This is a genomic window from Rhodococcus sp. FW305-130 (genome assembly GCF_058788335.1).
Map to the genome: position 1 here is coordinate 514,671 of NZ_JBYTAP010000002.1, position 24,890 is coordinate 539,560.

20 protein-coding genes are annotated in these 24,890 nt (G+C 63.8%); 18 read left to right on the plus strand and 2 right to left on the minus strand.

What is annotated here, in order from left to right; all coding sequences use genetic code 11:
* Positions 1–16: 16 nt before the first annotated feature.
* Positions 17–811, minus strand: coding sequence for an enoyl-CoA hydratase-related protein (locus AC3WQS_RS08555; protein ID WP_060938662.1), 795 nt, complete (start codon positions 809–811; stop codon positions 17–19).
* 131 nt (positions 812–942) lie between these two features.
* Positions 943–1,134 (minus strand): 50S ribosomal protein L28, encoded by a 192-nt coding sequence (rpmB, locus tag AC3WQS_RS08560; RefSeq protein ID WP_003942669.1) that lies wholly within the window; start codon positions 1,132–1,134, stop codon positions 943–945.
* A 348-nt stretch (positions 1,135–1,482) separates the two neighbouring features.
* Here rpmB and AC3WQS_RS08565 point away from each other — a divergent pair, with 348 nt between their 5' ends.
* The 18 genes from AC3WQS_RS08565 (at position 1,483) to AC3WQS_RS08650 (ending at position 24,815) form a co-directional block, all read left to right on the plus strand.
* Entirely contained in the window at positions 1,483–3,192 is a 1,710-nt protein-coding gene (locus tag AC3WQS_RS08565) for a DAK2 domain-containing protein (RefSeq protein WP_020907273.1), read from the plus strand.
* A gap of 73 nt (positions 3,193–3,265) precedes the next feature.
* The gene (gene recG, locus AC3WQS_RS08570) at positions 3,266–5,527 is read left to right on the plus strand and encodes an ATP-dependent DNA helicase RecG (protein ID WP_029255116.1); all 2,262 of its coding nucleotides are present in this window, start codon (positions 3,266–3,268) and stop codon (positions 5,525–5,527) included.
* A 120-nt stretch (positions 5,528–5,647) separates the two neighbouring features.
* The gene (locus tag AC3WQS_RS08575) at positions 5,648–9,052 is read left to right on the plus strand and encodes a pyruvate carboxylase (RefSeq protein ID WP_492713282.1); all 3,405 of its coding nucleotides are present in this window, start codon (positions 5,648–5,650) and stop codon (positions 9,050–9,052) included.
* Positions 9,049–9,615, plus strand: coding sequence for a 16S rRNA (guanine(966)-N(2))-methyltransferase RsmD (rsmD, locus tag AC3WQS_RS08580; RefSeq protein WP_003942746.1), 567 nt, complete (start codon positions 9,049–9,051; stop codon positions 9,613–9,615). Before AC3WQS_RS08575 ends, rsmD begins: the two co-directional genes overlap by 4 nt.
* Positions 9,612–10,106, plus strand: coding sequence for a pantetheine-phosphate adenylyltransferase (gene coaD, locus AC3WQS_RS08585; protein ID WP_003942776.1), 495 nt, complete (start codon positions 9,612–9,614; stop codon positions 10,104–10,106). Before rsmD ends, coaD begins: the two co-directional genes overlap by 4 nt.
* A 131-nt stretch (positions 10,107–10,237) precedes the next feature.
* A complete protein-coding gene (locus tag AC3WQS_RS08590) occupies positions 10,238–10,999 on the plus strand; it encodes a DivIVA domain-containing protein (RefSeq protein ID WP_003942696.1) in 762 nt (253 codons plus the stop codon).
* A gap of 189 nt (positions 11,000–11,188) precedes the next feature.
* Entirely contained in the window at positions 11,189–11,749 is a 561-nt protein-coding gene (locus AC3WQS_RS08595) for a YceD family protein (RefSeq protein ID WP_007729319.1), read from the plus strand.
* A gap of 2 nt (positions 11,750–11,751) precedes the next feature.
* Positions 11,752–11,934 carry a 50S ribosomal protein L32 gene (gene rpmF, locus AC3WQS_RS08600; protein WP_007729318.1) on the plus strand — a complete coding sequence of 61 codons (183 nt, stop codon included), beginning with the start codon at positions 11,752–11,754 and terminating at the stop codon, positions 11,932–11,934.
* Between the two features lie 19 nt (positions 11,935–11,953).
* Positions 11,954–12,727: a ribonuclease III gene (gene rnc, locus AC3WQS_RS08605; RefSeq protein WP_019747952.1), complete on the plus strand. Its 774-nt coding sequence runs from the start codon at positions 11,954–11,956 to the stop codon at positions 12,725–12,727.
* Positions 12,728–12,735: 8 nt separating this feature from the next.
* Positions 12,736–13,605, plus strand: a complete 870-nt coding sequence (gene mutM / locus AC3WQS_RS08610; protein WP_019747953.1) for a bifunctional DNA-formamidopyrimidine glycosylase/DNA-(apurinic or apyrimidinic site) lyase — start codon at positions 12,736–12,738, stop codon at positions 13,603–13,605.
* 41 nt (positions 13,606–13,646) lie between these two features.
* Positions 13,647–14,099, plus strand: a complete 453-nt coding sequence (locus AC3WQS_RS08615) for an OsmC family protein (RefSeq protein WP_020907278.1) — start codon at positions 13,647–13,649, stop codon at positions 14,097–14,099.
* Complete coding sequence (locus AC3WQS_RS08620; RefSeq protein WP_492713281.1) at positions 14,099–15,022, plus strand: SMP-30/gluconolactonase/LRE family protein; 924 nt, start codon at positions 14,099–14,101, stop codon at positions 15,020–15,022. The genes AC3WQS_RS08615 and AC3WQS_RS08620 overlap by 1 nt, the downstream gene beginning before the upstream one ends.
* Before the next feature lie 5 nt (positions 15,023–15,027).
* Positions 15,028–15,312 carry an acylphosphatase gene (locus AC3WQS_RS08625; protein ID WP_019747956.1) on the plus strand — a complete coding sequence of 95 codons (285 nt, stop codon included), beginning with the start codon at positions 15,028–15,030 and terminating at the stop codon, positions 15,310–15,312.
* Positions 15,313–15,338: 26 nt separating this feature from the next.
* Complete coding sequence (gene smc, locus AC3WQS_RS08630) at positions 15,339–18,926, plus strand: chromosome segregation protein SMC (RefSeq protein WP_492713280.1); 3,588 nt, start codon at positions 15,339–15,341, stop codon at positions 18,924–18,926.
* Positions 18,927–18,968: 42 nt separating this feature from the next.
* Positions 18,969–20,417: a signal recognition particle-docking protein FtsY gene (gene ftsY, locus AC3WQS_RS08635; protein WP_492713279.1), complete on the plus strand. Its 1,449-nt coding sequence runs from the start codon at positions 18,969–18,971 to the stop codon at positions 20,415–20,417.
* A 246-nt stretch (positions 20,418–20,663) separates the two neighbouring features.
* Complete coding sequence (locus AC3WQS_RS08640; RefSeq protein ID WP_042450902.1) at positions 20,664–21,923, plus strand: ammonium transporter; 1,260 nt, start codon at positions 20,664–20,666, stop codon at positions 21,921–21,923.
* Positions 21,924–21,979: 56 nt separating this feature from the next.
* On the plus strand, positions 21,980–22,318 hold the full coding sequence (locus AC3WQS_RS08645) for a P-II family nitrogen regulator (protein ID WP_003942772.1): 339 nt from the start codon (positions 21,980–21,982) through the stop codon (positions 22,316–22,318).
* Complete coding sequence (locus tag AC3WQS_RS08650; protein WP_020907284.1) at positions 22,308–24,815, plus strand: [protein-PII] uridylyltransferase; 2,508 nt, start codon at positions 22,308–22,310, stop codon at positions 24,813–24,815. The genes AC3WQS_RS08645 and AC3WQS_RS08650 overlap by 11 nt, the downstream gene beginning before the upstream one ends.
* Positions 24,816–24,890: the final 75 nt, after the last annotated feature.

Below are 24,890 nucleotides of genomic sequence, written 5' to 3' on the forward strand. Positions count from 1 at the left end.
TCGGCATGCCAGCTGACTAGGCCTGCTTTGCGGAAGTGAAATCGGGGCGACGCTTGTCGACGAATGCGTCGACACCCTCGCGCCCGATCGGGCTGTTCGCCGCGAGGGCGATGGACGCAGCCTCGGCGTCGAGTTGCTCGGCGAGCGAGTTCGTCCGCGACGAACGCAGCAGTGCTTTGATTCCCGAGTACGACGTACTCGGTCCGTTGGCCAAAGCGCGGGCGAGGCGAGCTGCCTCTTCCTGGACCTCGTCGTCGCCGACGAGTCGGGTGAGGATCCCCAGGCGGACGGCTTCGTCGCCACCGATCACCGAATCGTTGAGAAGAATCTCGCGAGCGCGTGCCACGCCGACGATGCGGGGGAGTGTCCACGACATTCCGCCGTCCGGGGTGAAACCGATGGAGGGGTACGCGGGGCGGAGCTTGGTGCCGGTGCCGCCGATTGCGACGTCGGCGAGGCAGACCAGGCTCATTCCGGCGCCGGCAGCCCATCCGTGGACCCCGGCCACCACTGGAGCGGTCGCGGCGTCGAGCGCGCGAACGAACACGTGGAAGACACGGGCAACCTCGGCGACGTACTCGCCGCGGTCAGGGGCTGCGGCGAACGCACGGACGTTGCCGCCGGCACAGAAGTTTGCGCCTTCGCCGACCAGAAGGATGCTCCCGATGTCGTTTCCGGCTGTCTCGAGCGCCTGCGCGCCCTGAACCAGTCCTTCGTCGTCGAGGGAGGTGCCGTTGGCGGCGGTGGAAATGGTGATGCGGAGTACGCCCTCGTCGAGGGTCACTTTGCTCAGGTCATCGATGGAAGTCACTCAACGCACATTACGGGTGTCGGACAGCCATACGAAACACGGGGACACATAGATACAGCCACATAGATACAGCTCTGCCCCCGTCACCGAAGTGACGGGGGCAGAGCCTGCAATAGTTTGTGCTCGGGCAATCAGCCCCGAGCGACCTTGCCTGCCTTCAGGCAGGAGGTGCACACGTTGACCTTACGGGTGTTACCCGGGGCAACCTCGGTACGAACAGACTGAATGTTCGGGTTCCAGCGACGATTGGTACGCCGGTGCGAGTGCGAGACCGACTTACCGAAGCCGGGCCCCTTGGCGCATACGTCGCAGACGGCAGCCATAGTCGCGAACTCCTTGTTAGAAATGAATATTGAAGTGGTTACCCTACACGGTAGGGCAGCCAGAATTACAATCCGAATATACTCGACTTCGAACCGATCCTTGACCGCTCACTGTGCAGCCGAACGTGAAAACAGTCAATCAGCAACAAACAAAGTGCAGCATTATTTCGTGTAGCCCGTTCGAGGCAACCGTGTAAGAGTAACCGCTTCCGGCCCGAATGGCCAAACCGCCCGGTAATGACGGTTGCGCAGAAGCGTCGGACTACCCTCGACTGCACCGATCACCGATCTCTTTTTCATCGTCAGTCTTTCCATCGTCTGTCTGTCCATCGTGGAGGGGAACCGTCAGTGGGGGAAGTGCAACGCGTCGCCGAAGAAGCGGAATCCGTCGCGGACGGACATCTGCTGCGGCGCTGGGCCCGCCGGGCGGTCGACAGCCTCCAGAAACGTCGCGGTGAGATCAACAGCCTCAACGTCTTTCCCATCCCTGATTCGGATACCGGCACCAACCTGTTGTTCACGATGCGGGCCGCGCTCGATTCCGCCGAGACGATCGAGGACGACGTCCGCAGTGCAGGCCGCGTCGCGAACGCGCTGGCTCGGGGCGCAGTGTCCGGTGCACGCGGTAATTCCGGAGTGATCCTCTCCCAGGTGATCCGGGGTATCGCGGAGAGCGTTCAAGGCGAGCACATCGACGGCCGGAGCTTTGCGAACTCACTGACCACGGCGACGGGGCTGGCTTCTCGGGCTGTCTCCGATCTGGTGGAAGGCACCATCGTCACGGTTCTGCGCGCGTCGGGTGAGGCAGCGCAGGAGTGCGTCGACACCAAGACGCCGAGCGGCGAGGATCTTGCTTCCGTGGTTGCCGCCGCTGCCGATGCGGCTGCGATCGCGCTGAACAAGACCCCGGAGCAACTGGACGTTCTGGCGTCGGCCGGGGTGGTCGATGCCGGGGGATTCGGTCTGGTTCTGATCCTCGACGCTTTTGTCGAGGTGGTGACCGGGAAGTCGCAGGTTCGCGAGGATCTGGGGACGCCGGACCCGAGGTCGAGCGCAGTTGTCGACGTCAGCGCATTCGATCACGATTGGGCTCACAAGAGCCCGATCGAATGTGGTGATCACTCGGAACAGGATTTCGAGGTCATGTACCTCGTCGACGACTCGGACGACGATCGCATGACGGCGCTGCGCACGCGGCTGTCCGTCCTCGGAGATTCGACGGTCATCGTCAGCGACGGCTTCGGTGGCTGGTCGGTGCACGTGCATTGCTGCGATGCCGGTGCAGCCGTCGAAGCCGGCCTCGAAGCCGGGAAGGTCCACGGTATTCGCATCAGCAGTTTTCTCGTCGACGAACGCGACCAGTTGGTGGCACGGGCGGAGAGGCGATTCCCGGGTGCCGGTGCCCGCGGCGTTCTGGCCGTCGTTGCCGGTGAGAGTGCGGCGGCGTTGTTCGAGAGTGAGGGTGCGACGGTTCTTCGGTGCGACGACGCGCCGGTGACACGTGCGCAACTGCTCGGCCGCATTCGTCAGATGGAGCGAAGTGAAGTTCTGGTGCTGCCGAACGGAGCCTTGACGGCTCAGGAACTGGTCGCAGTCAGTGCCGCTGCACGCGATCCGCTTCACCAGGTTCTGCTGCTGTCGACATCGTCGATGGTTCAGGGCTTGGCCGCACTTGCCGTTCACGACGCTCAACGCAACGTCGCCGACGACGGCTTCACGATGTCCGAGGCGGCGGCTGCGACGCGCTGGGGATCATTGCGAATTGCGGTCGAGCGTTCGCTGACGTACGTCGGGACGTGTGATCCGGGTGACGCGATCGGTCTGATGGGGCACGAGGTGGTGCTCATCGGTCCCGACGTCGCGGAGTCGAGTGCGCGACTGGTCGACCTCGCGCTCGGATCCGGTGGCGAACTCGTGACCCTACTCATGGGCGCCGACGCGCCGGACGACCTGGCCGGGCAGCTCGAGGCGCACGTCATCGCGCACCATCCGGGCGTCGACGTGCTCGTCTATCAGGGTGATCAGCCGGGTGACCTGTTCCAGTTGGGTGTGGAGTGATCGAACCGGGTCTGTCGGTGACTACTGATATACGAACACATGTGCTTACCGCGACACTGTGCTGGAGGAACTGATGGCGACGCTCGCCGACCCACTCGATCGGCTGCTGGGAAAGAAGACCGCGGACGCGCTCGACGAGGCATTCGAGATTCGGACGGTCGAGGACCTGCTGCGTCACTACCCACACCGGTACGCGTCGGCAGGCAAGGAACTTGCCGAGAAGGAGCCGCCCGAAGGTGAGCACATCACCATCATCGCGCGGGTGGCGTCGGCGGCGGTCGTGAAGATGAAGAACCGTCCGGGGCAGATGTTGCGAGTATCGCTCGCGACTGATTCGCAGACCGTCGACGTCACGTTCTTCAACCCGCAGAAGGTGCGGCACGTCATCAAGCCCGGCGTGCGCGCGATGTTCTCCGGGACGGTGAAGTACTTCCGCGGCAAGTGGTCTCTCACCCACCCGAGCTACCTGATTCTCCCGGAACCTCGTGTCGGCGAGGAGGATTCGGTAGTTCCGCTTGCATCCATCAAGGGGGCCGGTGACCTTGCCGGTCTGGCTCGCGCAAACCAGGATCCCGGCGCCGAACTCGATCTGTCCGTCTTCGACCGCGCATTGATCCCGCTGTACCCGGCGACCCGCGAGGTCGAGAGCTGGACCATCATGCGGTGCGTGCGGCAAGTGCTCGATCAACTCGATCCGATCGAGGAGCCGTTGCCCGCCGAGACTCGGGCCGAGCACGGATTCATCGGTTTGGACGAGGCACTGCGCACCGTTCACCTCCCGGATACCAAGGAGGACATCGAACGATCTCAGGATCGTCTGCGTTTCGACGAGGCGCTGTCTCTGCAGTTGGTCCTCGCGATGCGTCGTCACGACAATTCCGAGCGTGTGGCGCCGGCCTGCGCTCCGGTTGCCGGCGGGATCGCGGACCAGTTCGAGGAGATGCTCCCGTTCACTCTGACGGAGGGACAGCAAGCAGTCGCGGAGGAGATCTCCAGCGACCTCGCCCGCCCACACCCGATGAGCAGGCTTCTTCAGGGCGAGGTCGGGTCAGGCAAGACCATCGTGGCTCTGCGCGCGATGTTGCAGGTCGTCGACGCCGGTTATCAGTGCGCGTTGCTCGCACCGACCGAGGTCCTGGCAAATCAGCACGCGCGATCACTGCGCAAGATGATGGGCCCGCTGGCCGCAGGCGGTGAACTCGGTTCGGCCGAACATTCCACCCGTATCGCCCTTCTGACCGGCTCGCTGCCGGTCGCTGCGAAGCGCGCAGCGCTGCTCGAAGCCGTGACCGGCGACGCCGGGATCGTCATCGGTACCCATGCGCTCATCCAGGACAACGTGGAGTTCTTCAACCTCGGCATGGTTGTCGTCGACGAGCAGCACCGCTTCGGCGTCGAGCAACGTGATCAGTTGCGATCACGTGCCCGTGAAGGTCTGAGTCCGCATCTGCTGGTGATGACGGCAACGCCGATTCCGCGAACCATCGCCATGACGGTGCTCGGCGACCTCGAGGTCTCGACTCTGCGGGAACTACCGCGTGGGCGAACCCCGATCAAGAGCAGCGTCGTGCCCGCGAAGCAGAAGCCGCAGTGGGTGGATCGCGCATGGGAACGAATCCGTGAGGACGTTGCCGCTGGCCGTCAGGCGTATGTCGTGTGCTCACGCATCGGCGACGGTGAGCAGGGTGCCGGTGAGGACCAGTTCACCGAGGAGAAACAGCCCGAGACCAAGTCGGCAGTCGACGTCTTCGAAGAGCTGTCGAGTGGCCCGCTGGCTGATCTGCGAGTCGGGTTGCTGCACGGTCGACTGCCTTCCGACGAAAAAGACGTCGTGATGAGCGCGTTCAACGTCGGTGACATCGACGTCCTCGTCTGTACGACTGTCGTCGAAGTCGGTGTGGACGTTCCGAATGCGACGGTGATGGTGATCGTCGACGCCGAGCGGTTCGGCGTCAGTCAGCTCCATCAGCTGCGTGGACGAGTCGGTCGAGGCAAGCACCAGGGACTGTGCATCCTCGTCACCGGCAGCAATCCCGGCGGGCCGGCGTACGAGCGACTCTCGGCGGTGGCAGCGACCAACGACGGGTTCGAACTGGCGCAACTCGACCTCGCGACCAGACGTGAAGGAGACATCCTCGGTGCGGCGCAGTCTGGCACAACCTCGAATCTGCGGCTGCTTTCCCTCATGGCTCACGGAGACATCCTCGAGTCCGCCAGGGAGTTCGCTCAGGGAATCGTCGACTCCGATCCGTCGCTCGAGGATCATCCCGCCCTCGCTTCCATGGTGACCGCTGCCCTGGACTCCGACCGGATCGAGTACCTCGAGAAGTCGTGACGGGTATGACGACAAGCTGAAATCGAATAGCACGAGGACCACCGGGTTGGTTTCTCGATTCAGTCCGAAATATGAGACTCCGCATGTAGACGCAAGATGAAATCGGGGTAGTTTTCTCGAATGTTCTCCAAAGTGCTCGTCGCGAACCGCGGCGAAATTGCGATCCGTGCCTTCCGCGCCGCCTACGAACTAGGTGCCGGAACCGTCGCGGTGTTCCCGTACGAGGATCGGAACTCGATCCACCGTCTCAAGGCAGACGAGAGCTACCAGATCGGGGAGAAGGGTCACCCCGTTCGGGCGTATCTCTCAGTCGAGGAAATCGTCGCCGCCGCCAAGAGTGCCGGAGCCGACGCCATCTACCCCGGTTACGGCTTCCTTTCCGAGAACCCGGATCTGTCGGCGGCGTGCGCCGAGGCAGGCATCAAGTTCGTCGGCCCGTCCGCCGAGATCCTCGAGTTGACCGGTAACAAGGCTCGGGCCATCGCAGCGGCAAAGGCCGCCGGTCTCCCCGTGCTCGCGTCCTCGGAGCCGTCAGCGGACATCGACGAGTTGCTCGCGGCCGCCGAGGACATGACCTTCCCGATCTTCGTCAAGGCCGTTGCAGGCGGCGGTGGACGCGGAATGCGCCGCGTTGCGGAGCGCTCACAGCTCAAGGAATCGATCGAAGCCGCAGCGCGCGAAGCGGAATCGGCCTTCGGCGATTCGACGGTCTTCCTCGAGCAGGCCGTCATCGACCCCCGGCACATCGAAGTGCAGATCCTCGCCGACGAGCAGGGCAACGTCATCCACCTCTTCGAGCGTGACTGCTCGCTGCAGCGTCGCCACCAGAAGGTGATCGAGCTTGCTCCGGCGCCCAATCTCTCGGAAGAGTTGCGCGCCAAGATCTGTGCCGACGCCGTCGCGTTCGCGAAGGAGATCGGGTACACGTGCGCAGGCACCGTCGAGTTCCTCCTCGACAAGCGCGGCAATCACGTCTTCATCGAGATGAACCCGCGAATTCAGGTGGAGCACACCGTCACCGAAGAAGTGACGGACGTGGATCTGGTCCAGTCGCAGCTCAAGATCGCGTCCGGTTCGACGCTTGAAGAACTTGGTCTGTCACAGGACACGATCAAGCTTCGCGGCGCGGCGCTGCAGTGCCGCATCACCACGGAGGATCCGGCCAACGGATTCCGCCCGGACACGGGCCGCATCACCGCGTACCGCACCCCGGGCGGAGCCGGTATCCGCCTGGACGGCGGCGCCACGCTCGGAGCCGAGGTCGGCGCGTACTTCGACTCGATGCTGGTCAAGCTCACCTGCCGTGGTCGTGACCTCGAAGCCGCTGTCGCGAGGGCTCGCCGCGCGGTCACCGAGTTCCGCATTCGTGGCGTCTCGACCAACATTCCTTTCCTGCAGGCGGTTCTCGACGACCCGGACTTCCGTGCCGGACGCGTGACGACCTCCTTCATCGAGGAACGTCCTCAGCTGCTGACTCTGCGTTCTTCGGCAGACCGCGGCACGAAGATCCTGACCTACCTCGCGGATGTGACGGTCAACAAGCCTCACGGTGAGCGGCCCTCGGCGGTGTACCCGCAGGACAAGCTGCCCAAGATCGATCTCTCGACGCCTCCTCCTGCCGGTAGCCGTCAGCGACTGCTCGAACTCGGACCCGAAGGTTTCGCGAAGGCACTGCGTGAGCAGAAGGCCGTCGGCATCACCGACACCACCTTCCGTGACGCGCACCAGTCGTTGTTGGCCACGCGAGTTCGAACCAGCGGACTGCTCGGAGTAGCCGGGCACGTTGCGCGGTTGACGCCGGAACTGCTCTCGATCGAAGCCTGGGGCGGCGCGACCTATGATGTGGGACTTCGCTTCCTGCACGAGGATCCGTGGTACCGGCTCGCCGCACTCCGCGAGGCGATCCCGAACATCTGCCTTCAGATGCTTCTTCGCGGCCGAAACACCGTGGGCTACACGCCGTATCCCGAAAAGGTCACGCGCGCATTCGTTCAGGAAGCCACCGACACCGGTATCGACATCTTCCGAATCTTCGACGCGCTCAACAACGTCGACCAGATGCGGCCCGCCATCGACGCGGTGCGTGAAACCGGAACGGCCCTCGCGGAGGTTGCGCTGAGCTACACCGGTGATCTGTCGGATCCGAACGAAACTCTGTACACGCTCGACTACTACCTGAAGTTGGCCGAAGAGATCGTTGATGCCGGCGCTCACGTGCTCGCGATCAAGGACATGGCAGGCCTGCTGCGCGCTCCGGCAGCTACCAAGCTGGTGACGGCGCTACGCAGCAACTTCGATCTGCCGGTTCACGTTCACACGCACGACACTCCCGGTGGACAGTTGGCCACGTACTTCGCAGCGTGGCAGGCGGGCGCCGACGCAGTCGACGGTGCTTCCGCGGCACTGGCCGGAACCACCAGCCAGCCTGCGCTCTCGGCCATCGTCGCCGCTGCCGCGCACTCCGAGTTCGACACCGGACTGAACCTGCAGAACGTGTGCGACCTCGAGCCGTACTGGGAGGCGCTGCGAAAGGTGTACGCGCCGTTCGAATCCGGACTGCCGGCGCCGACGGGTCGCGTGTACACGCACGAGATTCCGGGCGGCCAGCTCTCCAACCTCCGGACCCAGGCCGTTGCTCTCGGTCTCGGCGACCGGTTCGAAGAGGTCGAAGCCAAGTACGCCGACGCAGACCGCATGCTCGGGCATCTCGTGAAGGTGACGCCGTCGTCGAAGGTCGTCGGCGACCTCGCGCTCCATCTTGTCGGTGCCGGCGTGCCTTCGGAGGAGTTCGCCGCAGATCCGGCGAAGTTCGACATTCCCGACTCCGTGGTGGGCTTCCTGCGCGGTGAACTCGGTACGCCTCCCGGTGGTTGGCCGGAACCGTTCCGCAGCAAGGCACTCGAAGGACGTGGCCAGGCCAAGCCGGAAGCGACGTTGTCCGCTGAGGACGAGGTGCTGCTAGAGGGCTCGTCGAAGGACCGTCAGGCGACGCTGAACCGTCTGCTGTTCCCCGGCCCGACAAAGGAATTCCTCGAACACCGCGAGAAGTACGGTGACACGTCGCGGCTTTCGGCAAACCAGTTCTTCTACGGTTTGCGGCGCGGCGACGAGCACCGGGTCGAGTTGGCTCCCGGCGTGGAGCTGATCATCGGTCTCGAGGCGATCTCCGAGCCCGACGAGCGCGGCTACCGCACTGTCATGTGCATCCTGAACGGCCAGCTGCGCCCGGTCTCGATCCGCGATCGCTCCATTGCCAGTGACGTACCGGTGGCGGAGAAGGCCGACAAGAACAACCCGGGCCACGTGGCTGCACCGTTCGCGGGCGTCGTGACGCTCGCGGTCAAGGAAGGCCAGAAGATCGAGGCCGGCGACACCGTGGCCACGATCGAAGCGATGAAGATGGAAGCGGCGATCACCTCGCCGCGCGCCGCCGTCGTCTCGCGGATCGCGATCAGCACCGTCCAACAGGTCGAGGGCGGAGACCTGCTGGTAGTCGTCTCGACGGGGGAGAGCGCCGCAGAGTGACACGCATCATCTCGGGACTCGCGGGCGGTCGACGCCTGCGAGTCCCGCCGAGCGGCACCCGTCCGACGTCGGATCGGGTTCGTGAGGCGCTGTTCAGTGCTCTCGAAGCGCGCATCGATCTCGAAGGGTGCGCGGTTCTCGACCTCTTTGCGGGTTCGGGTGCTCTCGGCCTCGAGGCGCTCTCGCGGGGAGCCGAGCACGTTGTTCTCGTGGAATCCGATGCCAAGGCTGCTGCCGTCATCAAGGCGAACATCGGCACTGTCGCGTTGCCGGGGGCGACGGTTCGCGCCGCTCCGGTTGCGGCCGTGGTCTCGGGTCCGAGCGCGCGTGAATACGACATCGTGATCGCGGACCCGCCGTATGCGGTAACCGACGAGGCCGTCGTATCCATGCTCGCTGATCTGCAGGCCAACAAATGGGTGGGGGAGGGCACGATCGTCGTACTCGAACGTTCGTCGCGCTCGCCGGAGACCGTGTGGCCTCAGGGCTACGAGCCGATCAAGGCCAAGAACTACGGTGAAGCCCGCATCGAGCTGGCCACCTGCTACGGTCTGGACTCATGACTGGCGCCGTCTGCCCCGGATCCTTCGACCCTGTGACCAACGGTCACCTCGACGTAATCGGAAGAGTTGCTGCGCAATTCGACGAGGTCGTGGTCACCGTGCTGATCAACAAGAGCAAGCGTGGCATGTTCACGATCGACGAGCGGATCGAGATGCTCGAAGACGCGACGAGCCACCTGCCCAACGTTCGCGTCACGTCGTGGCACGGATTGTTGGTCGACTACGCGAAACAAGAAGGACTCAGCGCGATCGTCAAGGGTCTGCGCGGCGCGAACGACTTTGATTACGAGCTGCAGATGGCTCAGATGAATCAGAAGCTCACGGGCGTCGACACGCTCTTCGTTGCCACGAACCCGACCTACAGCTACCTGTCGAGTTCTCTGGTGAAGGAAGTTGCGACCTTCGGCGGCGACGTCTCCGACATGCTCCCGGCCAAGGTGCATTCTCGGCTACTCGCGCGTATCGCCGAACGAGCAGCCGAAAACAGCTGATCCCCGACACACCGACCACGACGACACCCCGTTGGCCGTTCTTCCGGCAAACTTGGACAGGAACGGGCACAGGTCCGAGTGGACCGGTGACGATGTGGGCCGATTTCGGCCGGTAGAGATTGGGGTTGCTTGTGTACCGCGTATTCGAGGCACTGGACGAACTGGTCGCAATTGTCGAAGAGGCGCGCGGTGTTCCCATGACCGCAGGGTGTGTTGTGCCTCGCGGTGACGTACTCGAGCTACTCGACGACGTCCGGGACGCAATTCCGAGTGAGCTGGACGACGCTCAGGACGTCCTCGATCATCGCGACAAATTGGTCGGTGACGCGCGAGCAAACGCCGAGAAGACAGTCAGCAGCGCCAATGCCGAGGCAACCTCGACTGTCGAGAACGCACGCGACGACGCCGACCGGATTCTGTCCGATGCCAAGGCTCAGGCCGATCGCATGGTTGCCGAAGCACGCGCGCACGCCGATCAGTTGGTCGAGGACGCCGAAGCAGAAGCGGAACGGACCGTCACCGACGGCCGTCGTGAGTACGAGGCCGTCACCGGACGGGCGCGTGCCGAGGCCGATCGGATGATCGAGTCCGGCCAGGCCTCGTACGAACATTCAGTGGCGGAGGGAACGGCGGAGCAGGCTCGTCTGGTGTCGCAGACCGAGGTTGTCCAGTCAGCTCACGCGGAATCCGCGCGAGTGATCGACGCCGCTCATGCCGAGTCCGACAGGATGCGTTCGGAGTGTGACCTGTACGTGGACACCAAGTTGGCCGAGTTCGAAGAGTTCCTCACCGGAACGGTTCGATCGGTCGGGCGTGGTCGTCAACAGCTTCGAACAGGTTCGGGAGTCCCCGACTACCAGGACGACGATCGTCGTTCGGAGCGTCGTCGCTAGAGCGAACGAGACAGTCGAGGGTGGGTCGTCCGATATGGGGCGGCCCACTTTTTCGTGGACGGAATTGGGATTTGCGTTGTAGCTGCCGTATTGTGGAGTGGTTGCCCATACCAGTTTCAACAGTTAGGTGAGTTCTCTTTGTCAACGCATCGTCGTAGTTCGTCGCATCAGTCAAGTGATGCGGGATTTTTGCTGGACACGGTCAAGCTCGGTCGTCGTCCAGGGTCGATGCGTACCGTCGAGAGAACAATTCAGTCCCCGAACCGTATCGGTCTCGATCTGATCGCGATCGAAGCGGGCGCGGACATAGATCTCGATCTTCGTCTCGAAGCAGTGTCCGAAGGCGTTCTCGTCACCGGAAACGTGCACGCACCCACCAAGGGTGAATGCTCGCGGTGCCTTGAACCTTTCACTGACACCGTGGACATCTATCTCACGGAGTTGTTCGCTTACCCGGACAGCACCACCGAGGAGACGACGGAAGAGGGAGAGGTCTACGCGGTCGAAGACGACGAAATCGACCTCGAACCGGTCATCGTCGATGCAGTCGGTCTGGCGCTTCCGCTCCAGCCTCTGTGCAGTGACGATTGCCTGGGATTGTGCTCAGAATGTGGCATTCGCCTGGCGATTGCGGAATCTGGGCATGGGCATGACATACTTGATCCTCGCTGGGCTGGTCTCGCGGCCAAATTTGGCGTGGAATCAAACACCAGCGAAAATCTTGTGATCACCGAAGCCGAGGAGAAGTAGAAGTGGCTGTCCCCAAGCGCAAAATGTCGCGATCCAACACGCGGTCGCGTCGTAGCCAGTGGAAGACCACTGTGCCCACCCTCGTTACCTGCCCCAACCGTGGCTGTGGCGAGCAGACCCTTCCCCACATCGCATGCCCGTCATGCGGTACTTACAAGGGCCGCCAGGTAACCGCTGCTGTCTAGTTCTCCCCGGAGAAAGACTATGACGAGCGAAAATACAGTTTCAGCCGCCGGCGGCGAGGGCAATCACGACAAGCTCCTCGCCGCTGTCGGCGTAGATATAGAGCCCGGTCTTCTGACCCTGGCTCTCACGCACCGCTCGTACGCGTACGAGAACGGCGGTCTGCCCACGAACGAGCGCCTCGAATTTCTCGGGGATTCCGTTCTCGGCGTCACGGTGACCGAAAATCTTTATCTGTCCCACCCGGACAAATCCGAAGGTGATCTGGCGAAGATTCGTGCCAGCGTGGTCAACATGCATGCACTCGCCGAGGTTGCCAGGACTCTGGGTGAAGGTGGACTCGGAGCTCACCTGCTGCTGGGTAAGGGCGAGGAAATGACGGGCGGCCGTGACAAGCCGTCCATCCTCGCCGACGGTATGGAGTCGATTCTCGGCGCCATTCACCTGCAGCACGGCATCGATACTGCGCGACGTGTTGTTCTCGATCTGTTCGACGATCTACTCACTCGCGCACCGCTTCTCGGCGCGGGTCTGGATTGGAAGACGAGTCTGCAGGAACTGACCGCAGAACACGGTGCCGGAGTTCCCGTCTACGAGATCACCGCTACCGGACCCGATCACGACAAGGAATTCACGGCCACAGTTCTCATCAGTGGCAAGCCCTTGGGCGTCGGTGTCGGTCGTTCCAAGAAGGAAGCCGAGCAGAAGGCAGCAAGTTCGGCATGGAAGACGATGTCGGAGAATGCCGCTGCTAGCGCAGTCGCTGCTGACAACCCGTCTGATCTCGCCGGCTGAGTTCACTCTTGCCTGAGCTTCCCGAAGTCGAAGTCGTTCGCCGCGGCCTACAGTCTCATGCTGTAGGTGCGGCGATCGAGGCCGTCGAGGTCCTCCATCCCCGCGCGATCAGGCGCCACATTCTCGGTTCCGAGGACTTGATCGGCCAACTCACCGGGCAGACCATCGCTTCGGCAGAGCGTCGCGGCAAGTATCTGTGGCTGGTTCTCGAGCCTGCCGGTGTCGGACTGGTGGTTCATCTCGGGATGAGCGGACAGATGTTGGTCCAACCCCCGACAGTCGACTGGGAAAAGCACCTACGCATTCGGTTGGCCCTCGATTCCGGGGCTGATCTTCGATTCGTCGACCAGCGGACCTTCGGTGGCTGGTCGATTTCACCCCTCGTCGAGGTCGACGGAACGATGCTGCCCGAGTCGGTGGCGCACATCGCTCGCGATCCCATGGATGCTGCGTTCGATCTCGAATCCGTCGTGAAAGTCCTGCGGGGCAAGCACACCGAGATCAAGCGGGCGATTCTCGACCAGACAGTGGTCTCCGGAATCGGAAACATCTACGCCGACGAATCATTGTGGCGTGCAAAGATTCACGGCAACCGAATCGCCGAATCGCTCACCAGGCCCAAACTTCGAGAACTGTTGACCGCGGCGCACTCGGTGATGGGCGAGGCGCTCGATCAGGGCGGTACGTCCTTCGACGCGCTGTACGTGAACGTCAACGGGGAATCGGGCTACTTCGACCGGTCGCTGTCGGCGTACGGGCAGGAGAATCTTCCGTGCCCGCGATGCGGCGCGCCGATCAAGCGTGAGAAGTTCATGAATCGATCGTCGTTCAGTTGCCCGCGGTGTCAGCCGACCCCGAGGGCACGGCGAATCGCCTAGGTCTCCGCCCCTTCGGTTCGGCGGAGTGGCAAGATTGCGTCATGGCTGAACAGACTCCAGACAACACTGCAACCGCCCCAGCTCACACGGAGCTTTGGGTGGAACGCACAGGAACCCGCCTCTACACCGGCAAGAGTTCGCGCGGCGCAGAGGTTCTCATCGGCTCCGAATCGGTGCCAGGAGTCTTCACGCCCGGCGAACTCCTCAAAATTGCACTGGCTGCATGCACCGGGATGAGCTCAGACTTCCCGATCTCTCGCCGCCTCGGTGACAACTACGACGCGACGGTTCGAGTGTCCGGAGCCGCCGATCGTGAAAACGAGGTCTACCCGCAGCTCGACGAGGTTCTCGAACTCGACCTCAGTGAGTTGGATGCCGAAGCGCAGCAGCGCCTCATCACTCTCGTCGAGCGTTCCGTCGACAAGGTGTGCACGGTCGGGCGCACTCTCAAGGCCGGAACCAAGGTCACGCTGTCGTTCGACACGGAAGCCTGATGTCCCGCGCCGGCAGTGTTGTCGCTGCGATCGCACTGGGTTCCGTTGTGGCGGTGAGTGCTCCGGCACAGGCCTCGGTCCCGGCCGACGGCTCGGACGGTGGTTGCGGCAAATGGACGTCGAGCGTCGTGACGACTGGTGCCGGAATGCTCGAGAATCTCGAATTCGACGGCAGCGGATCGATGGTGTTGTCGCAGTCGGCTCTGATCGGGCCGGGTGCACTGCTGAAAGTGGCGCCGGACGGAACACGGACAACTTTGGTCGGTGACGTCACCGGACCTGGCGGGCTGGTCGCGCGTGACGGTTCCGTGTACTTCACCACGGGCAACTCGACTGTCTCGGGTCTGTTCGGAATCGCCGACGGCAGCCTTCGTAAGGTCGACGTCGCAGACGGATCGGTGACAACGATTGCCGACGGTCTGGTGATGCCGAACGGGCTTGTGCCGCTGGACGGTAACCGTTTCCTCACAGCTCGCACCCTGACCCGGCCGGGGCTCACGGTCATCGACAGTGACGGAACCAGTTCGATCGTTCGTGAGGATCTCGGCACCGTCGACGGCCTCGCACGCTCCGGTTCGACGATCTACGTAACGACCACTTTCGACATGGTGACCGCGGTCCACGTCCTCGACGCACACGATCTGGGCGGGCCGGTGCGAACGATCACGCTCCCCGGGTTCGGTCCGGCAAACATGGCGGACGATCTGACCGTCGGACCGGACGGCGCGTTGTACGTCGCATTCAATGCCGGCGGCAAAGTTGTTCGCGTCGATCCGGATTCGGGATCTTCGTGTGAGATCGCCTCGGGTCTGCCGTTCACATCCGCGGTGAAGTTCGGTGCCGGCCCGGGCTGGGACCCCAACTCGATCTACACCGCCGGTTTCCTCGGCGAGGTCCACCGTCTCGAACGTGTGGCGGGCTGAACGTCATGACTGAGACACCGCCTGTGCGGTTGACGGCGTGGGTTCACGGATATGTTCAGGGCGTCGGGTTCCGGTGGTGGACCAGGGCCCGCGCCCTCGAACTCGGGTTGATCGGATATGCGTCGAATCAGCGTGACGGTCGAGTGCTCGTCGTGGCGGAAGGCGAACGCACGCAGCTCGAGAGATTGTTGGAGTTGCTTCGCTCGGGAACAACACCGGGCACGGTGGATCTCGTGGTCGACAGCTGGGACCCCGCCAGGGGCGACCTGACAGGGTTCGTCGAACGCTGACCGGTTTGGCGGTAAAGTTTCCCCCCATGCACCTCAAGAGTCTGACACTCAAGGGATTCAAATCCTTTGCGTCGGCAACGACTCTTCGGTTCGAGCCGGGGATCACCTGTGTCGTCGGGCCGAACGGCTCGGGTAAATCCAACGTCGTCGATGCGTTGACCTGGGTGATGGGCGAGCAGGGCGCCAAGGCTCTGCGCGGCGGCAAGATGGAAGACGTCATCTTTGCCGGCACCTCCGGCCGCGCGCCGCTGGGCCGCGCCGAGGTGACCTTGACCATCGACAACGCCGACGGCGCGCTCCCGATCGAGTACTCCGAGGTGTCGATCACGCGCCGGATGTTCCGCGACGGTGCGGGGGAGTACGAGATCAACGGCTCGTCCTGCCGTCTGATGGACGTCCAGGAACTGCTCAGCGACTCCGGTATCGGCCGCGAAATGCATGTCATCGTCGGGCAGGGACGGCTCGCCGCGATCCTCGAATCCCGCCCCGAGGATCGACGCGCCTTCATCGAAGAAGCCGCGGGAGTCCTCAAACATCGCCGCCGCAAGGAAAAAGCGGTACGCAAGCTCGATTCCATGCAGGCCAATCTCGCTCGACTCAGTGACCTCACCGCGGAACTGCGTCGGCAACTCAAACCGCTGGGACGCCAGGCCGAGGTTGCTCGGCGAGCACAGACGGTCCAGGCTGACCTGCGTGATGCCAAGATGCGGTTGGCCGCTGACGACCTGGTGACCCGTCGAACCCAACTCAACGACCAGGCGCAGGACGAGAAAGCGGCCCGCGAACAGCACAACGAGGTGGCGGCCGCGCTCGACGAGGCCAACCTCGAACTCGGGCGCCAGGAGCAAGCTCTCGCTCGTCTGACTCCGGGATCGGAAGCGGCAGCGCAGAGTTGGTTCCAGCTCTCCGCGCTTGCCGAACGAGTCAACGCCACCGTGCGCATCGCCCGCGAGCGTGCACGACATCTCGACTCCGAACCCGTCGGCAACCGCGGCCAGGACCCGGACGAGATGGAAGCGCGCGCCGAACGTCTTGCGGCCGAGGAGGCCGAACTCCTCGAAGGCGTCGAAATCGCGCGAGCGGCGTCGGAAGCTGCTCGGGACCAGCTGGCAGCCACCGAAGATGCTGCAGCAGAAGCGGAACGGGCGCACATGGCGGAAGTTCGTGCCGTCGCCGACCGCCGTGAAGGTCTTGCTCGACTCTCCGGTCAGGTCGACACTTTGCGTACCCGCGTCGAATCCGTCGACGCGGAAGTTTCGCGACTGACCGAGGCCATCGACGAGGCTCGTCTGCGTGGGGATGCCGCACAAGCCGAGTTCGACACGGTGCAGGAAAGCATCGGGGACCTCGACGCCGGTGAAGTAGGCCTCGACACCAATCATGAACGCGCCGTCGAAGCTCTCGAGATGATCGACGCACGTGTCGAAGAACTTCGTGAGGAAGAAAAGACGAGCGGGCAACGCATAGCTTCGCTCCGTGCGCGCGTCGAGGCACTGTCGATGGGCTTGCAGCGCAAGGACGGTGGCGGCTGGCTGCTCGAACATCGGCGCGACGACGGCATCACCTCGCTGGTCGGATTGATTCACGTCGAACCCGGCTACGAAGCTGCCATCGCTGCCGCGATGGGGTCGGCGGCGGACGCCGTCGTGGCGCAGTCGCTGGACTCGGCTCGCTCCGCTGTTGCAGCGCTGGCAGATCAGGACGGTGGGCGTGCGTCGCTGATCGTGAGCGGTGAACCGGTGATCAAACGCGAGGCCGAGATCGCACCGGGCAGTCGTCCTGCCGTCGACGTCATCGACTGCCCTGATGAGTTGCGTGCGGGGTTGACCGCAATACTCGATGGCGTTGTCCTGGTCGAGACTCTCGAGGACGCGATTCGAGTTGTTGCTGACCACAAGGGGATTCGTGCAGTGACGCGTTCCGGCGATCTGCACGGTTCGGGGTGGATGATCGGTGGCTCGGATCGGCAACCCAGCACGCTGGAGGTACAGGCGGCGATCGACGCGTCAGCAGCGGAACTGGCGGCAACGGAGAGCCGATCCGAGGAACTCGACGCGGCGCTGTCCGGCGCTCTGGCCGAACAGGCCGCTCGACGCGAGACCGCGGAGCAGACTTTGGCCGCGCTCAACGAGTCGGACGCTGCCATGTCCGCCATTTACGAGCAGTTGGGCAGATTGGGGCAAGCAGCACGAGTCGCCCACGCGGAATCCGAGCGGTTGACCGCCCAGCGAGTGCGTGCCGAGGAGGGCCGCGGTGAGTCGCTGACAAAGCTGGCGGACCTGGAAGAACGTCTGCGTGTGGCCGAAACCGACGGCAGTGCACCGGGACACGGTGCGGAATCGACCGCTGCCGATCGCGAAATGGCCGCAGCAGCGCTGGCCGAAGTGCGCATAGTCGAAATGGATGCTCGCCTTGCCGTGCGCACCGCCGAAGAACGTGCGGAATCCGTACGCGGAAAGGCTGATTCGCTTCGCCGCGCCGCTGCTGCTGAACGAGAGGCACGAATTCGCGCCGAGCGGGCTCTGCGCGCCAGAGCGCACGCTGCGGAGGTTGCAGCTGCCGTCGCCGAGTCGGGGCAGCGCGTGGCGGCCGAACTCGAGGCCGTCGTCGCTGCAGCTCTTGCTCATCGCGACGAGTTGGCTCGGGCCCGCTCCGAGTGCACAGCCAAGCTGGATCAGGTCCGCGAGATCGTCCGGGCACTGACCGGACAGCTCGCTTCACTCACCGACGCCGTCCATCGCGACGAGGTTGCGAAGGCTCAGGCAGCGCTGCGCATCGAACAACTCGAGGAGTCGATCCTCGATCAGTACGGTATCGGCCTCGATGATCTGATCGCCGAGTACGGACCCGACGTCGAACTGCCGCCGACCGCTCTCGAAATCGAGGAGTACGAGCAGGCCAAGGAGCGCGGCGAGCAGGTAACCGCCCCCGCTCCGCTTCCGTACGATCGTGCGACTCAGGAACGGCGCGCGAAGCGGGCGGAGAAAGACCTCGCCACCCTCGGCAAGGTCAATCCGCTGGCGCTCGAGGAATTCGCAGCTCTCGAGGAGCGGTATACCTTCCTCTCCACTCAGCTCGAAGACGTCAAGACCGCACGCAAGGACCTTCTTGCTGTGGTCGCAGACGTGGACGCACGAATTCTGCAGGTGTTCACCGAGGCCTATGCCGACGTCGAGCGTGAGTTCGTGGGCGTGTTCGAGAAATTGTTCCCCGGGGGAGAAGGACGACTGGTTCTCACCGATCCGTCGGACATGCTGACCACAGGCATCGAAGTCGAGGCGCGTCCGCCCGGTAAGAAGGTCAAGCGGTTGTCGTTGCTGTCAGGCGGCGAGAAGTCCTTGACCGCGGTGGCCATGCTGGTCGCGATCTTCCGGGCACGCCCGTCCCCGTTCTACGTGATGGACGAGGTCGAGGCGGCTTTGGACGACACCAACCTGCGGCGGCTGATCGGACTCTTCGAACAATTGCGGGAGAAGTCGCAGTTGATCGTGATCACTCACCAGAAACCGACGATGGAAATCGCCGACGCGTTGTACGGAGTCAGCATGCGCGGCGACGGCATCACCACCGTGATTTCGCAGCGACTTCGCGGTCAAGACATGGCCTCGACGTAAGCCCTGCTCACTTTCCGGGTCGGAGCCTGAAACAATGGGCCGGTGACTACCCAGGCTTGGATCATCATCGCGGCTGTAGCGGCCGTACTACTCGTCGTTCTCGTTGCCGGATTCCTGCGCTACCGCAAGGGGCAGGTCTCGCTGAAGGCGCCCGAGACGAAGCCGGAGCTCGGCACCCCCGAGAAGGACAAGTCAGGCGGCTACAAGGCCGGTGGCGGGTTCAACTTCAGTCAAGGCTCGACGGCAACGGCGCCACCTCCGGTGGTTCCGACGCCGCCGGTCGCGGAGAAGCCGCCTGTCGTCGAAGAACCTGTCGTCGAAAAACCGATCATCGAAGAACCTGTTGCGGAGAAGCCGGCCGTCGTCGAGGAGCCGGTTGTCGAAGAACCCGCTGTTGTCGAGGAACCGGTTGTCGAAGAGCCGGTCGTAGAAGAACCACCAGTGGCAGAACCTGTTGTCGATGAACCTGTCGTTCCCGAACCTGTTGTCGTTCCCGAACCTGCAGTCGTACCCGAGCCCGTCGTAGTTCCTGAACCCGTCGAGCCTGCACCGCTCGTGTTGGACGAGATCGACCCGACCGAGGGTCGGCTGGACCGACTGCGCGGGCGCCTCTCCCGCTCGCAGTCAGCGGTCGGCAAGAGCTTGCTCGGTCTGCTCGGTGGCGGCGATCTGGACGAGGACTCGTGGGAAGAAGTCGAGGACACCCTTCTCATCGCAGACCTCGGCTCCGCGACCACGGAAAAGGTTGTCACGAAGCTTCGTGAGCAGATGGCGGCCCGCAGCGTCCGGACCGAGGCTGCCGCCCGCGCCCTACTGCGCGAGGTGTTGATCGCCGAACTGCGTCCCGAACTGGACCGCTCCATCCGCGCATTGCCGCACGATGATCACCCGGCTGTTCTGCTCGTCGTCGGCGTCAACGGAACCGGCAAGACAACCACCACCGGCAAGCTGGCTCGCGTGCTCGTCGCCGACGGTCGTCGCGTCGTGCTCGGTGCCGCGGACACGTTCCGCGCCGCCGCTGCCGATCAGCTCCAGACGTGGGCCGAGCGTGTCGGCGCTGAAGTTGTTCGTGGCAAGGAGGGTGGCGATCCCGCTGCGATTGCCTTCGACGCGGTCTCACGGGGCATCGCGGACGGCGTCGACGTGGTCCTCATCGACACCGCCGGCCGTTTGCACACCAAGACCGGTCTGATGGACGAGCTCGGCAAGGTCAAGCGGGTCATCGAGAAGAAGGCGTCGGTCGACGACGTTCTGCTGGTTCTCGATGCGACGGTCGGCCAGAACGGACTGGCGCAGGCTCGAGTGTTCGCGGAGGTCGTGGACATCACCGGCGTCGTACTGACCAAGCTGGACGGAACCGCCAAGGGCGGAATCGTCTTCCAGGTTCAGCATGAACTGGGTGTGCCGGTGAAGTTGGTCGGTCTCGGTGAAGGTGCCGACGACCTGGCGCCCTTCGAGCCGGGTGCGTTCGTCGACGCCCTGCTGGGCTGACGCCCCGTGCGCCTTTTTGGTAGCGCGAACTACCGAAAAGGCGCACAGGGTCGGTAGAACCCCCTGGCGAAACCTGTTTGCAACAAAGTTGGGCAATTGGTTCACGTCTGCGAAACGCGACAGCGCCATGGACGAAACACCAGCCCAGCACTCTTCTCCTTAACGACGTGCTGCCCGGCACGTGCGACTAGGAGGTAGTAAGTGAGTACCGACGATTTGTTGGCGAACTCCGGTAACGCCGCATGGATGCTGATGGCTGCATCTCTGGTCTTGCTGATGACACCCGGCCTCGCTTTCTTCTACGGCGGGATGTCTCGGTCCAAGTCCGTCCTGAACATGATGATGATGTCCTTCGGGGCCATGGCCGTCATCGGCGTCATCTACGTTCTGTGGGGATGGTCGATGTCCTACGGCACCGAGAACATCGGGGGCATTTTTGCCAACCCGTTCGAGTTCTTCGGCCTCAAGAACAGCATCACCGATGCTGACGGCAACTTCATCGCCGGCGCGTGGGGCTACCCCAACGTCATCGACATCGCGTTCCAGGTGACATTCGCGATCATCACCACCGCCCTTATCAGTGGTGCCCTGGCCGAGCGGGTCAAGTTCGGCACCTGGCTGCTGTTCTCGGGTATCTGGGTCACCGTCGTCTACTTCCCCCTCGCACACATGGTGTGGGGCGGCGGACTCCTCTCGGGCTCCGAGGACGGCATCGCGGCAAAGCTCTTCGGCACCACGGTCAACGACGACGGAGTCACCGTCGCCAACGTCGCTCCGATCGACTTCGCCGGTGGCACAGTCGTTCACATCAACGCGGGTATGGCCGGTCTGGTCCTCGCCCTCATCGTCGGCAAGCGTCTCGGCTTCGGCAAGACCGCCTTCCGTCCGCACAACCTGCCCTTCGTGATGCTCGGCGCAGCACTTCTCTGGTTCGGTTGGTTCGGCTTCAACGCCGGCTCGGCATTCGCCGCCGACGGTAACGCCGGTCTCGCCTGGGTCAACACGACCACCGCGACGTGTGCCGCAGTCCTGGCCTGGCTCGCCACCGAGCGTATTCGTGACGGTCACGCCACCAGCCTCGGCGCAGCTTCCGGTGCGGTCGCCGGTCTGGTCGCCATCACCCCTGCTGCCGGTGCGCTCAACCCGGTCGGTTCCATCTTCCTCGGCGCCGTAGCCGGCATCCTGTCCGCTCTCGCAGTCGGCCTGAAGTTCCGCTTCGGCTTCGACGACTCGCTCGACGTCGTCGGTGTGCACCTTGTCTCCGGCCTGTGGGGCACGATCGGTATCGGATTCTTCGGCACCGCAACCGGCCTCTTCTACGGCGGCGACTACAAGCAACTGGTGGTTCAGATCGTGATCGCACTCGCAGCACTCGTCTTCACCGGCGTTCTGACGACGATCATCGGCTTCGCACTCAAGCCCCTGGGCTGGCGAATCTCGGCCGAGGACGAGGCACGCGGCATCGATGAGACCGAACACGCAGAGACCGCATACGACCTCGCGTGATCAGCACGTGATTAAAGTGAATTCAGGCACTTCAGAGTTTGGAAAGGGATGAGCACATGAAGCTGATCACAGCAATCGTCAAGCCGTTCACGCTCGAGGACGTCAAGACCGGACTCGAGCAGGCCGGAGTGCTGGGTATGACAGTCAGCGAAGTTCAGGGCTACGGCCGACAGAAGGGCCACACCGAGGTGTACCGAGGCGCGGAGTACTCCGTGGACTTCGTACCCAAGGTCCGGGTCGAGGTCGTCGTCGACGACGCGGCCGTGGACAAGGTGGTCGAGGTGATCGTCGAGGCCGCTCGAACCGGCAAGATCGGTGACGGCAAGGTGTGGGTCTCGCCAGTCGAGTCGGTCATCCGGGTTCGCACCGGGGAACGCGGTGGCGATGCACTCTGACCCGAAAGGGTCCGAGAACCTCGGCCCTGGTTCCGTCGCGAAAGCGACGGGGCCAGGGCCGGTCTCGTCAGGGGGATCCGACGAAGCTGCGGACCTGGCCCGCGCACGCAAGGCCCTACTCACCGGAGGCGTCAAGAACAGGAGGCTCGACGCCCCTTCTCTGCGACATGCACTGGTCGATCTGCACGAATTCTGGTTGACCACCAAGGGAACCGAACTGGGCATCAAACCGGATTGTGGGTTTGCCATCGTCGCCGTGGGTGGTCTTGGCCGACGCGAACTGCTGCCGTATTCCGATCTCGATCTGATTCTGCTGCACGACGACATGGACCCAGCAGTCGTGGCCCAGGTTGCGGACAGCCTGTGGTACCCGCTGTGGGACGCGCACATCAAACTCGACCACAGCGTGCGGACGCTTCCGCAGGCGCTTCAGGTTGCGGCCACCGACATGACGGCGGCACTCGGAATGCTCGAAGCACGCCACATTGCCGGCGATGTGGAGCTGAGCAACCTGTTGATCAGTGGTGTCCGTCGACAGTGGCGCATGGACATCCGCAGCCGATTCGACGAATTGATCACCCAGACCCGTACGAGGTGGGAGCGCAGCGGCGAGATCGCCCATCGCGCCGAACCGGATCTCAAGAGCGGCCGTGGCGGGCTGCGTGACGTCCAACTGCTCAACGCCCTGTCCATCGCGCAATTGACCGACGGGATGCCAGGGCTGGGACCCAACTCGCCCGGCGGCGGTCTGGCACTCGCGCACAGGCGGTTGCTCGACGTGCGCACCGAACTTCACCGCGTTGCCGGTCGCGCCCGCGATCAACTGCGAGCGCAGGACGCCGACGAAATCGGTGCGGCGCTGCGGATCGGTGATCGATTCGATCTGGCCCGCCTTCTCAGTGAATCGGCGCGCACCATCAGCTATTCGGTGGACGTCGGTATCCGTACCGCCGGAAACTCCTTGCCCCGGCGTGGTTTGTCGCGGCTGCGTCGCGCGCCGGTGCGGCGACCACTGGACGAGGGCGTCGTCGAGCATGCCGGCGAAGTTGTCCTGGCGCGCGATGCGAGGCCGAAGAAGGATCCCGGTCTGGTGATGCGGGTCGCGGCAGCGGCGGCCACCAACGGCATGCCGATCTCCGCGTCGACGCTCAATCGCCTGGCCGACAATGCCCCCGAATTGCGTGAGCCGTGGCCGAAAAATGCGGTCAACGATCTCTTGGTCGTGCTCGGTTCGGGATCGCGTGCCGTTCCGGTGATCGAGGCGATGGACCGGACCGGGCTCTGGGGTCGCCTCCTGCCGGAGTGGGGGACCATTCGCGATCTTCCGCCGCGCGACGCCGTCCATACGTGGACGGTGGATCGCCACCTGGTCGAAACCGCCGCGTATGCAAGCGGATTCACCACTCGCGTCGCTCGGCCGGATCTGCTCATGCTCGGTGCGCTGATCCACGACATCGGGAAGGGGCGAGGGGGAGACCACAGCGTCGTCGGTGCCGAATTGGCCACCGCGATCGGAAATCGCTTGGGACTCTGGCCTTCCGACGTCGCGACGTTGACGGCGATGGTGCGCTATCACTTGCTGCTGCCGGAAACCGCGACCCGTCGCGACCTCGACGATCCGGCAACGGTGCAGCGAGTGGTCGACGCACTCGAAGGGGACGGGACGCTTCTCGATCTCCTGCATTCGTTGGCGGAGGCGGATTCGCTGGCCACCGGGCCTGGCGTCTGGGGCGACTGGAAGTCGTCTCTGATCGGTGAGCTCGTGCGTCGTTGCCGTTTGCTGATGGCGGGGGAGGAACTCCCACAACCCGATCCACTCGCTCCCGAGCAGTTGGCCATTGCCGAGGATGGCGGGGTTCACGTCTCGCTCGTTCCGGCCGAGAATCCGCACACCTACGTTGTGACCGTCATCGCGCCCGACGCGCCCGGGTTGCTGTCTCGGGCTGCCGGCGTTCTGGCACTGCAGTCTTTGCGGGTGCATTCCGCTTCGCTGGGGTCGCATGCGGGTTCGGCGGTCAATTCGTTTGTCGTCACACCGAGGTTCGGCACACCGCCGCAGGCGGTGCTGCTCAGGCAGGAATTGATCCGCGCTTCGGCCGGTGAACTGAATCTGCTCGAACTTCTCGATGCCAAGGACGAGGAGGCACGGGCAGAGCAGTGGGACGACCCGATCCAGACAAACAAGGATTCGGCGGTTCCGGTGCTCTATTCGCAGGCGCCGCCGCGGGTCATCTGGTTCGACGCGCCCGGTGACGGTCACGCGATCCTCGAATTGCGTACCGAAGACCGCGTCGGCCTGCTTTGCCGACTGGCCGCAGCACTCGAACACAGTGGTGCCGACATCCGGTGGGCGAAGGTCGCCACGTTGGGTTCCTCGGTGGTCGACGCGTTCTGCCTCGACTTCGGTGAGGCCGATACCCGCGCGGCGCGAGAGCGCGTCGAGGAGGCGGTGCTGGCGGTGGTTCCGGTGCCACAACCGAAGAAGAAAGAGGATTGACGGACCGGTTTCGGCAGTTACGCCCGCATCGGCTGGGATCGGTGCGGGCGTAGCGGCTAGGCTGGTGCCCGAGAA

What these genes read in the sequence shown, in the direction of transcription:
- AC3WQS_RS08645 (WP_003942772.1), top strand. Translation starts at nt 21,980, where the DNA reads ATGAAGCTGATCACAGCAATCGTCAAGCCGTTCACGCTCGAGGACGTC.
- AC3WQS_RS08640 (WP_042450902.1), top strand. Translation starts at nt 20,664, where the DNA reads ATGCTGATGGCTGCATCTCTGGTCTTGCTGATGACACCCGGCCTCGCT.
- AC3WQS_RS08620 (WP_492713281.1), top strand. Translation starts at nt 14,099, where the DNA reads ATGTCCCGCGCCGGCAGTGTTGTCGCTGCGATCGCACTGGGTTCCGTT.
- recG (WP_029255116.1), top strand. Translation starts at nt 3,266, where the DNA reads ATGGCGACGCTCGCCGACCCACTCGATCGGCTGCTGGGAAAGAAGACC.
- rpmB (WP_003942669.1), bottom strand. Translation starts at nt 1,134, where the DNA reads ATGGCTGCCGTCTGCGACGTATGCGCCAAGGGGCCCGGCTTCGGTAAG.
- coaD (WP_003942776.1), top strand. Translation starts at nt 9,612, where the DNA reads ATGACTGGCGCCGTCTGCCCCGGATCCTTCGACCCTGTGACCAACGGT.
- smc (WP_492713280.1), top strand. Translation starts at nt 15,339, where the DNA reads ATGCACCTCAAGAGTCTGACACTCAAGGGATTCAAATCCTTTGCGTCG.
- AC3WQS_RS08650 (WP_020907284.1), top strand. Translation starts at nt 22,308, where the DNA reads ATGCACTCTGACCCGAAAGGGTCCGAGAACCTCGGCCCTGGTTCCGTC.
- AC3WQS_RS08575 (WP_492713282.1), top strand. Translation starts at nt 5,648, where the DNA reads ATGTTCTCCAAAGTGCTCGTCGCGAACCGCGGCGAAATTGCGATCCGT.
- AC3WQS_RS08615 (WP_020907278.1), top strand. Translation starts at nt 13,647, where the DNA reads ATGGCTGAACAGACTCCAGACAACACTGCAACCGCCCCAGCTCACACG.
- rnc (WP_019747952.1), top strand. Translation starts at nt 11,954, where the DNA reads ATGACGAGCGAAAATACAGTTTCAGCCGCCGGCGGCGAGGGCAATCAC.
- AC3WQS_RS08625 (WP_019747956.1), top strand. Translation starts at nt 15,028, where the DNA reads ATGACTGAGACACCGCCTGTGCGGTTGACGGCGTGGGTTCACGGATAT.